The sequence below is a fragment of the Bdellovibrionales bacterium genome (assembly GCA_019750295.1).
GTDB lineage: Bacteria > Bdellovibrionota > Bdellovibrionia > Bdellovibrionales > JAGQZY01 > JAIEOS01.
Genome location: JAIEOS010000050.1, coordinates 1 through 9,012, shown reverse-complemented (window position 1 = coordinate 9,012; position 9,012 = coordinate 1). Strand labels below are relative to the sequence as shown.

The 9,012-nt window shown below is 49.4% G+C and carries 10 protein-coding genes; 9 read left to right on the top strand and 1 reads right to left on the bottom strand.

The genetic code is table 11. From position 1 onward, the window contains the following. Both K2Q26_09910 and K2Q26_09905 read left to right on the top strand, forming a co-directional pair. On the top strand, nucleotides 1-1,386 hold a 1,386-nt coding region (locus K2Q26_09910), incomplete at its 5' end, for a hypothetical protein (GenBank protein ID MBY0315823.1). Nucleotides 1,387-1,645: 259 nt separating this feature from the next. Next, entirely contained in the window at nucleotides 1,646-2,524 is an 879-nt protein-coding gene (locus K2Q26_09905; protein MBY0315822.1) for a cytochrome P460 family protein, read from the top strand. On the opposite strand, the gene K2Q26_09900 is transcribed toward K2Q26_09905, so the two are convergent. Beyond that, entirely contained in the window at nucleotides 2,521-2,835 is a 315-nt protein-coding gene (locus K2Q26_09900; protein MBY0315821.1) for a cysteine rich repeat-containing protein, read from the bottom strand. The two genes, K2Q26_09905 and K2Q26_09900, sit on opposite strands and share 4 nt — an antisense overlap. Nucleotides 2,836-3,123: 288 nt before the next feature. On the opposite strand from K2Q26_09900, the gene rpmI reads away from it, so the two are divergent. The 7 genes from rpmI (at nucleotide 3,124) to K2Q26_09865 (ending at nucleotide 8,875) form a co-directional block, all read left to right on the top strand. Next, nucleotides 3,124-3,315 carry a 50S ribosomal protein L35 gene (gene rpmI / locus K2Q26_09895; GenBank protein MBY0315820.1) on the top strand — a complete coding sequence of 64 codons (192 nt, stop codon included), beginning with the start codon at nucleotides 3,124-3,126 and terminating at the stop codon, nucleotides 3,313-3,315. 11 nt (nucleotides 3,316-3,326) lie between these two features. Further along, nucleotides 3,327-3,677, top strand: coding sequence for a 50S ribosomal protein L20 (gene rplT, locus K2Q26_09890; protein MBY0315819.1), 351 nt, complete (start codon nucleotides 3,327-3,329; stop codon nucleotides 3,675-3,677). Nucleotides 3,678-3,765: 88 nt separating this feature from the next. Beyond that, nucleotides 3,766-4,791 carry a type 2 isopentenyl-diphosphate Delta-isomerase gene (gene fni / locus K2Q26_09885; protein MBY0315818.1) on the top strand — a complete coding sequence of 342 codons (1,026 nt, stop codon included), beginning with the start codon at nucleotides 3,766-3,768 and terminating at the stop codon, nucleotides 4,789-4,791. Then, on the top strand, nucleotides 4,776-6,107 hold the full coding sequence (locus tag K2Q26_09880) for a hydroxymethylglutaryl-CoA reductase, degradative (protein MBY0315817.1): 1,332 nt from the start codon (nucleotides 4,776-4,778) through the stop codon (nucleotides 6,105-6,107). Before fni ends, K2Q26_09880 begins: the two co-directional genes overlap by 16 nt. Continuing rightward, on the top strand, nucleotides 6,082-6,999 hold the full coding sequence (locus K2Q26_09875) for a hypothetical protein (GenBank protein ID MBY0315816.1): 918 nt from the start codon (nucleotides 6,082-6,084) through the stop codon (nucleotides 6,997-6,999). The genes K2Q26_09880 and K2Q26_09875 overlap by 26 nt, the downstream gene beginning before the upstream one ends. 14 nt (nucleotides 7,000-7,013) lie before the next feature. Beyond that, the gene (locus tag K2Q26_09870; protein MBY0315815.1) at nucleotides 7,014-8,006 is read left to right on the top strand and encodes a diphosphomevalonate decarboxylase; all 993 of its coding nucleotides are present in this window, start codon (nucleotides 7,014-7,016) and stop codon (nucleotides 8,004-8,006) included. Continuing rightward, nucleotides 8,006-8,875: a hypothetical protein gene (locus K2Q26_09865; GenBank protein ID MBY0315814.1), complete on the top strand. Its 870-nt coding sequence runs from the start codon at nucleotides 8,006-8,008 to the stop codon at nucleotides 8,873-8,875. The genes K2Q26_09870 and K2Q26_09865 overlap by 1 nt, the downstream gene beginning before the upstream one ends. The last annotated feature ends 137 nt before the right edge of the window (nucleotides 8,876-9,012 follow it).

Here is a 9,012-nt window from a genome sequence, read left to right as displayed (position 1 = left end):
GCGAATTTTTCGGAGCCCATGCTCGAATTTGCCGAGCAAACCAACGCTCCTATGGCCGGGATTGCCGGTAAAAATACAGGGAGTGGCGCCGGAAATTTAATTTTCCTCACCCGACAGCATCCCGCAGCGTCGCTAAGTGAAAAAATGCGCATCATGGACAGCGGAAACGTCGGTATCGGTACAACAGCGCCGGCAATGCGTTTTTCAGTTCAAGAAAATGCTGATGCTAGTACGGGTGCAGAGATAACTAATTCATCCAGCGGTTCGTCAGCTTCTCCGGTTCTTCGTTTTAAGAGCGACCAAGCTGGATTTTTAAGTGTCGGAATTAGAAGTTCGGGAAATACTGTCCAGCCCCACCTTCAAAATCGAGCATTACTTCACGCGGGCTCAGGAATTTCAGGGCTAACGTTATCTACAGACGGTGATTTTTCTCTTTATACTAATGGCATCACGAGCGCTACGACCGAGCGTATCCGTGTGACATCTGCAGGCAATGTCGGCATCGGAACGACGTCCCCGGTGAATTTACTGTCTGTAGAGGGCGTAACAGCGTTGCGGGAAGTGGCTGCGCCAACAGCGTCAGCCAATTACGGAAAACTTTATGTGAAATCCGCAGACAGTAAACTTTATTTTATGAATGATAGTGGTGTCGAAACGGATCTTACTTCAGCCGCATCTGGTGGGACGTGCACTCCCGGCTCTCAAGCATTTTCATACACGGGGTCTAATCAAACGTTTGTTGTTCCTGCAGGTTGTACCTCGATCAGCATTAAAGCATGGGGTGCCGGCGGTGGTGGCGGTGGTCGAGACAGTGGAGCTGGAGGACGTGGTGGAGCTGGAGCCTTCGCGGTCAATACGACAGTGCCGGTAAAGTCCGGTGAGAGTTTAACTGTAGTTGTCGGCGGTGGTGGCTCGGGCGGGTTAAATTCCGTTAATAACTCCGGTGGTGGTGCCGGCGGATTTGGTGGCGGCGGTAACGGTGGAAATTCGGGAACAAGTGGGCAGTCCGGAGCCGGTGGTGGTGGTGGTGGTGCCTCATCGGTCCTTCGATCAACGTTGGTCCTTTTAACTGCAGCCGGTGGCGGCGGTGGAGCTGGAAACGGAAATCAAAACGTGTGCACAACTCAAGGACACGGTGGTGGTGGCGGAGCTGCGGGTCGCAACGGCGGCTTCAACGATGGTTACGGAGGTTGTAATGATGCTGGGCCCACAGTTCCTGGCGGAGTGGTCGGAGCATCGACCACATCCACAGGGGTCGCAGGCACAAATCGCGGAACAGGGGATGGACCTGGCGGCGGTGGCGGTGGAGGCGGTTATCTCGGGGGAGGCGGCGGCGGAGTCCCGACCAATGATTTCTACATTAGCGGCGGTGGTGGCGGTGGATAGTCTTTAGGAGTTCTTGCTATTCCTCCGGCTTACACAGCGGCTACAGGGTTCCAGACGGCGCCGATGACATCCGATGCGGATTACTCCGCCGGTGTCGCTGCCGGTGGAGCTCCCGGTCCCTCAGGGGCCACCGCGGGAACGGCGGCGGGCACAGGTGGTCATGGTCGTGTCATTATTTCTTATCAGTAGGGCTTAAACGTCCTCGACGTATATCGTGGGGTGATTGCCGACCTGTCCCTTTCAAAGATAAAATCTCCCAATGAAATATCTATTTTTGATTTTGCTTCCCTTTCTCGCGGAAGCCCAAGGTGGAGAAGACGTCATGAATGACATCTCATTCTCCAAATATAAAAACTTCGAACGAGACTGGAAAATGGTGACCGTTCGTTATCGTCGGGACACTGGCGAAATGCGTTTCACCTACGCCAATCCCACGGCCTACAAAGCTTTGCTCGAGGGGAAAAGTGAATATCCCGATGGCGCTGTGTTTGCAAAAATCGGGGCCGGCACAAGTCCTGATGCAGATTTTGCAAGCTCTGAGGTTCCGTCGGGCACCCGTCGCTTTCAGCTGATGGTTCGCAATTCCAAAAAGTATGCAAGCACCGGCGGTTGGGGCTATGCTCTTTTTGATCACACAGGAAAAACTTTCGACGAGGACGTGAATGTTAAAACTCAGTCCTGTTATGCCTGTCACCTTGTGGTTCAGAATAAAGGCTACGTTTTTTCCGAACCGTTTATCTCTGGTTTAGATCCCAAAGTGAAATGGAGTCGTAAATCAACAGTGGCTCCTGTGACGTTTGAAGTGATTGAGCGGTCGCAACTTCCTTCGGCGATATTTTCACACTGGCCGGAAAAATTTAAGCAAGGTTCAAGCCTTCAGGGCTCTCTACGCGACGTGCTCTTCCAGGGTACGCTAGACGAGATTCGACCGACATTGGCGAATGAAGCGTTTCGCAGTCAGCGTCCTGCGATTTTAATCTCTCGAGATTCAAAAAGATTTTCCGTGGTCATTCCCCAAGGCAAAAATTGTCAAACCGAAGGAAAGACCGGGCAAACAATGATCGCATTTATTACCACCAAGCCGTCAGGGCAAGTCTCCCCGGGGAGCCATCACTTTGAGTTCTGTCACTCTCATTAGGGAGTACTGAATTTTTCGGCGGCTTCGAGACAGGCGGGTGCAAGTTCTTGCTTGCGGTTCAATAGACATCTCTTCCACCGACCGTTACCCCGAGGAACTTCGGCGCAGAATTTTTTAAGGTCGTCGACGCACGCCTTCAATTCGGGAGGGACGGAGTCTTCATTTTTGAAAAAAATCAGGCCGCTCTCGGAGTCGGTACTGGGTTCTGCAATTGGTGCTGGTGCAGGCTGAATCAAAGAGAAAACCAGCAAGCCCCCTGCGGCGCCGGCAATGATGTTTGCAAAAATTCCCTTTACGAACTGAGGCTTCATACCTCAACGGTATCGAAGCCAGGAACGCCTGACAAGTCGAAGGCGTCTACCTCAGAAAATTGGAGCGCGAGAATCAATATATTAGATCTCACGGTCTTCCGACCCCGTTGACTTTCCAGCATTCAAAATACCGGCACCTGTATTCTGAATACCGAATTTTAGCATTTAAGGGGTTGCCAGGAGCTGCCCTTTATTGCTACAACGATTCTCACAAACTTGGGAGCAATCCCACCAACTATTCATAGGCTCTTTAAGAAGCATTTGGCTCGCCTACGAGGAAGGACATTTATGAAGGCAAAAACCCACTCGGGTGCCAAGAAGCGCATCCGCGTTCTTAGCCGCGACAAGATGAAGCGTAAACAAGCTCGTCTTCGTCACTTGTTAAAAAACAAAAGTTCTAAGCGCAAAAGACATCTCGGTGATGTGATTTACGTGGATTCTGCAAACATTCCAAACACCCGCCGGTGTTTTAATATCTAAGGAGATCTGACATGAGAGTAAAAGGTGGAAAAGTCAGTCGCAGACGTCGTAAAAAGGTCTTAGAACGAGCCAGTGGTTATTATTCTTCGGGCAGTCGTTTATTCAGCTACGCGAAAGAACGGAATGACCGTGGATTAGCTTATGCGTATCGCGATCGTAAACAGAAGAAACGCGAGTTCAGAACACTCTGGATTGCGAGAATTTCTGCTGCGGCAAAAATTAATGGTGTTAGTTATTCTAAATTCATGGGCGCAGTGATTAAATCAGGATTACAATTCGACAGAAAAGTTCTCGCTGATATCGCATTGTTTGAACCAAAAGCGTTCGCCGCTATCGTTCAGCAAGTGATGCCTAAGGCTTAAGATTTAGGATGAAGTCATCTTGAACGAAAGCGAAAGATCTCGCAAGATCCTTCGCTGCACTCAGGATGACGAAACTTAAGGAGCCACAATGTTATCCTTTGAGGAAAGAAAGCGCGATCACATAGCGATATCGCTTTCGCCACAAAGCCAGACCGAAGGCGCTTCTCGCCTAGACAAAATCGAGCTCATTCACGAAGCTCTCCCCGAAATTAATTTCTCTGACATTGATACCACGACTCAGTCCATAGGACTTAATCTTAAAGTTCCGCTCCTCGTTTCGTCGATGACCTTGGGTCATCAAGACGCCATGGAAATTAATAACCGAATCGCCACTCACTGCGCCTCTCGAGGATGGTTGATGGGTGTGGGATCTCAGCGTCGGCAGCTCGAGGATAAAAGTTCCGATATTGAGTGCAAAGACCTTCGTAAGGCGCATCCAAACACAAAATTTTTAGGAAACATTGGCCTCTCGCAATTGATCACACATTCCATTGAAGACGTTCAGCGTTTGGTGGACTCGTTGGAAGCTCAAGGTCTCATCGTTCATACCAATCCGCTGCAAGAGTGCATTCAGCCTGAGGGTACCCCGCAATTTCGCGGGGGCCTCGAAGCTCTCGAAAAACTTTGTAAAAAAATTTCTGTGCCAGTGATTCTAAAAGAGACGGGATGTGGCTTTAGTTTCAAGACCTTAGAGAAGATAAAGGCCATAGGCCTCGACGCAGTAGACACGAGTGGTAAGGGTGGTACACACTGGGGACGCGTCGAGACGGAGCGCCTGGCGCCCACCGAACTTAAACACGCGGCGGGAAAAACCTTTGCCGATTGGGGCATTAGCACCGTGGATTCGCTCATCGCTGCCGGTGAAGTGGGAATGAACTGCGAAGTTTGGGCGTCTGGTGGTGTGCGAACGGGACTCGACGCCGCGAAGTTGCTCGCGTTAGGCGCAAACCTCGTTGGCTACGCACAGCCGGTTTTAAAAGCGGCTCTCGAAGGCGACGAGGCTTTAGATAAGTTTATGTCGACGATCGAATACGAATTAAAGGTTTCTATGTTTTGCCTTGGCTTAGCTCGTGTGGATGAATTTCGTAAAGGTAGGTTGTGGAAATGGATTTAGAAAAATTATTCAAAGGTTTTTCCAAGTTAAATTTAGCGCAAAGGTTTCAGCGTCTTTTGGAAATGAAAGTCATTGAGTCCAGCGATGTGTCCTACCTCAAAGAGGGCGGGATTCAAACGATCGATCTCGCCAATAATTTTATCGAAAATTCCATTGGCTACTTTCAATTGCCCTTAGGTGTAGCCACTAACTTTAACATCGATGGTGAAGATTACGTGATCCCAATGGCCGTCGAAGAGACGTCGATCATCGCGGCGGCGAGTAAGACGGCCCGTTGGATCAAAGAGAATGGATCTATCACCACCGAAGTGATTGGTCAGAATATTATCGGCCAGGTTCAAATCGCTAAAGTGAAAGACTTTGAAAAATTAAAAACCTGCATCGAATCCAAAAAGCAGCAGTGGATCGAAGACATTAATAAGACCGTCGCAGCCAGCATGTTTAATCGCGGCGGTGGAGTGACGAACATGAGCGTTCGTCACATCGAGCGACCAGATGGTGGCGCGATGGCCGTCATTCATATCTATCTCAATCCGTGCGATGCCATGGGCGCCAATATTATCAATCAAGTTTGTGAATACATCACTCAGCCTATGGAAGAAGCTACCGGCGAAGAGATCACAATGCGGATACTGTCTAACCTTGTGGATACACGCATCACTCGAGCGCGTGTCGTTATCCGAGGGCTCAGCGCCGCCAAAGGCGAAGCCATTCAAGAGGGTTCGCTTTTCGCTGAACTGGATCCTTACCGAGCCGCCACCAACAACAAAGGTGTTCTTAATGGGATCGATCCGATTCTTATCGCCACCGGTAACGACTGGCGCGCGGTAGAAGCGGGAATTCATGCTTACGCTTCACGCTCGGGAAAATACAGTTCGATCACCCGTTGGCGCTATATCGACGGAGAACTTCACGGGGAATTCGAAGCGCCGATTATTGTGGGCACCGTGGGTGGGGTCACCTCGCTTCATCCCACTGCGAAGATGGCGATGAAGATGATGCGAATCCAAAGTGCAAATCAGCTTTCAAGAATTTGCGCGGCGGTGGGTTTAGTTCAAAATTTAGGAGCTTTGCGCGCTCTCACCACCGAGGGAATCATCGAAGGACATATGAAGCTTCATATTAAAAACTTAGCGATGGGAGCTGGCGCAGAAGATCACGAGAGTGGAAAGCTTCAGGATCTTCTCGAGCAATTGCTGGCGGCCAAGAAAAGAATTTCTTTAACTGATGCTATTCAGATGTTGTCAAAGATTCGCTCAATCAAGGACAACGCCAAAGAAAATATGATTCATGTCGCCTCAAAGCATCAAGCTTAGTATACCGGGAAAAACATTTTTAGGCGGTGAATACGCCGCTCTTTTTTCTGGGCCCTCCTTGGTTCTTGCGACTCATCCTAATTTTGATTTTACGGCCCGCCGGGGACAGGGTCAGAACTGTTTTCATAGCGACAGTCCTGCCGGAAAATACATCTCGCGCCATCGCGCTTTTTTTGATCAATTCGATATTGAATTTAAAACTCCCCCAAATCAGACCGGAGGTTTTGGAGGTTCTACGGCGGAATTTATAGGGGTGTACCTTCTCAAAACATTTTGGTCCTCCTTTGAGCACGAGAAGTGGGTGGACTTGCGAGAACTTCATTCCGGCCCCGCCTCCCCGGTGCTCGAAGCGTGGGAAGAGTATCGCAGTCTATTTGAGGGCAAAACGATCAAGCCCAGCGGCGCAGACATGATTGCTCAAATGCTTGGCGGACTTACGGTTTTTTCCCGGAAATCGGTCGAAGTGTTGAATTGGCCGTTTTTAGAAAAAGATGTGTTCCTCTTTAAAACGTCCCGTAAGGTTCCCACCCATGATCATTTGGCTCAGCTCAAGATCACTCCGGACATCGTAGCGCTCATACAAGGAATCACGGTACGCTTGGTGGGTGCGCTCAAGAGCGCCTCCTGGCCGGCCTTTATCGCGGCCCAAAAGGATTTGAGTCAGGAGCTTCGTCGGCAAAACTTGTGGAGCGAAGATACGGCTCACCTGGTCGAAGACCTTCTTCTGAAAACAGGGGTAGAATGGGCACGCGGCTGTGGCTCTTTAGGTGCGGATGTGATAGCCGTATTTGCGAACAAAAATCAATTCGACCCCACCTCCGTAAAGGACCTGAAGTTTGTGGCCTCCCTTTCTGAGAATCTTTCTTCGGGCGTGATTATGGAATTGGCTTAAAGAGGACGAGAAAAATGAGTAAGTGGCAGGGCTCAGCCCCATCGAACATTGCGATCATCAAGTACATGGGAAAAAAAGGCTCGATGGACGATCCCAATCAGCCCGTCAATCCATCGCTCTCGTACACGCTAGATCATTTGCGGACTTTTGTGGAATTGGAGCTGCGTTCAGACATCCAGGAAGATCAATGGCAACCCCACCCGCAGTATGGCACATACCCGCTTAAAAATAAAAAGCAGACCAAATTTCTAGCGCATTTCGAGTTTTTGAAAAAGACTTTCGAAATTGCGGATAAATTCTTTATTTTGCGCTCGGGGAATAATTTTCCCGCCGACTGCGGAATCGCAAGCTCGGCCTCAAGTTTTGCAGCCCTCACTCGGTGTTGTGTGGCGGCCTTCGAAGATCTTCGTAAGGAACAAGGGCAGGCGCCGCTGAATCTTTCTCTCCAGCAGGTCGCTGATCTCAGTCGGAGGGGTTCAGGATCCTCGTGCCGATCCCTTTTTCCAGGCTGGGTGGAATGGGCAGGTGAGAGTGTAAGAACCATTGATAGCTCTCTCGGAAAGATTCATCACCTCGTGGTTGTCGTCAGCGATGAAACCAAAGAGATTGGCTCCAGTTTGGCCCATCAAAGGGTTGCCACAAGTCTTTTGATGGCGGGACGTGACGAACGAGCCACCCTTCGATTTAACGAATTTAAAAAGCAGTTATCCAGTGACTCGCCCAACTGGAAAGACATGTTCGAAATAGCCCATGCGGAAACCTGGGACATGCACGCTCTGTTCGAAACCAGTCAGCCGTCTTTCGGCTATATGACGAAACATTCATTTCGCGCTCTAAGAAAAGCTCGTCGCTCCTGGGAGATGAAAAACGATGGTCCTCTAGTGACGATGGATGCCGGTCCCAATGTGCACTTTCTCTTTAGAGAAGATCAAATTGAGTTGGCTCAAAAATTTAAAAATCTATTCTCGGGTCACTTCCTCGTGATCGCCAGTCCGGAGCTCGAATAATGTTCTCGACCACAGTTTTCGGGAAATGGATTTTAGCGGGTGAACATGCCGTTCTTCGGGGACACCCGGCTTTAGTTTTTCCAGCGAAAGCTTGTTTTTTTGAACTCCAGTACAAAGACTCTAAAGATGAATTTCAACTCCACTGCGATTCCGAACAGGGCGAACAATTAAAGTTTGTTTTCGCCGGAATTCTAGAAAAAGCATTGGGAGATCTCGGAAAATCCAGCGAAGATCTGAGAGGCGAAATTTTTATGAAAAACACCGTACCCCTTGCCGGTGGAATGGGAGCCAGTGCCGCCCTTTGTGTGACGGTGACTCGCTTTCTTAATCATAAAAACTTAGTCTCCGATGACCAAATGTATAACTTTGCAAAAAATCTAGAACATATCTTTCATGGTGAGAGCAGTGGGGTAGATATCGCCGCCGCTCTTAAATCTCGACCGTTGATTTTTAAGCCACCGGGAGAATTTATTGATTTTACCCCTTCGTGGACTCCGGTCCTGCGGCTTTCTCACTGCGGAAAGCGCGGGGTTACTGTGGATTGTATTAACCGTGTGAAGCAATTATGGGCGGAGAACAAAACTCTCGGTGAGCAAATCGATCGCGATATGTTGCAAAGTTTTGAACTCGCGCGGGAAGCTTTAGCACGACCCAACGAATTCGAAAAACTTCGACAGTCTTTACTTTTAGGAAATTCCTGTTTTGAACGTTGGGGATTGATCAGCCAAGAGCTGCGTGAACATATGGCGTATCTACAGAAGAACGGGGCTCTCGCCGTAAAGCCCACGGGAAGTGGCGATGGAGGCTTTGTCCTCAGTCTGTGGCATGCGCCGCCAAATGAATCTTTGGGCTTGATCGAAGCTCTTTAAACTAAGATTCCCGCAATACAAGCCACGATAAACGAAGCGAGGCTGCCGCCGAGAACAGCTTTTACCCGCATCCGCGGATAAAATTCTAATAAATCTCTAGAATTACCGACAGCAGAGGCTGAGCGAAATTTTTACTT

Bases quoted from the DNA above. Each gene is read 5' to 3' on its own strand.
- K2Q26_09905 (MBY0315822.1), top strand. From the start codon at position 1,646: ATGAAATATCTATTTTTGATTTTGCTTCCCTTTCTCGCGGAAGCCCAA.
- K2Q26_09900 (MBY0315821.1), bottom strand. From the start codon at position 2,835: ATGAAGCCTCAGTTCGTAAAGGGAATTTTTGCAAACATCATTGCCGGC.
- rpmI (MBY0315820.1), top strand. From the start codon at position 3,124: ATGAAGGCAAAAACCCACTCGGGTGCCAAGAAGCGCATCCGCGTTCTT.
- rplT (MBY0315819.1), top strand. From the start codon at position 3,327: ATGAGAGTAAAAGGTGGAAAAGTCAGTCGCAGACGTCGTAAAAAGGTC.
- fni (MBY0315818.1), top strand. From the start codon at position 3,766: ATGTTATCCTTTGAGGAAAGAAAGCGCGATCACATAGCGATATCGCTT.
- K2Q26_09875 (MBY0315816.1), top strand. From the start codon at position 6,082: ATGTCGCCTCAAAGCATCAAGCTTAGTATACCGGGAAAAACATTTTTA.
- K2Q26_09870 (MBY0315815.1), top strand. From the start codon at position 7,014: ATGAGTAAGTGGCAGGGCTCAGCCCCATCGAACATTGCGATCATCAAG.
- K2Q26_09865 (MBY0315814.1), top strand. From the start codon at position 8,006: ATGTTCTCGACCACAGTTTTCGGGAAATGGATTTTAGCGGGTGAACAT.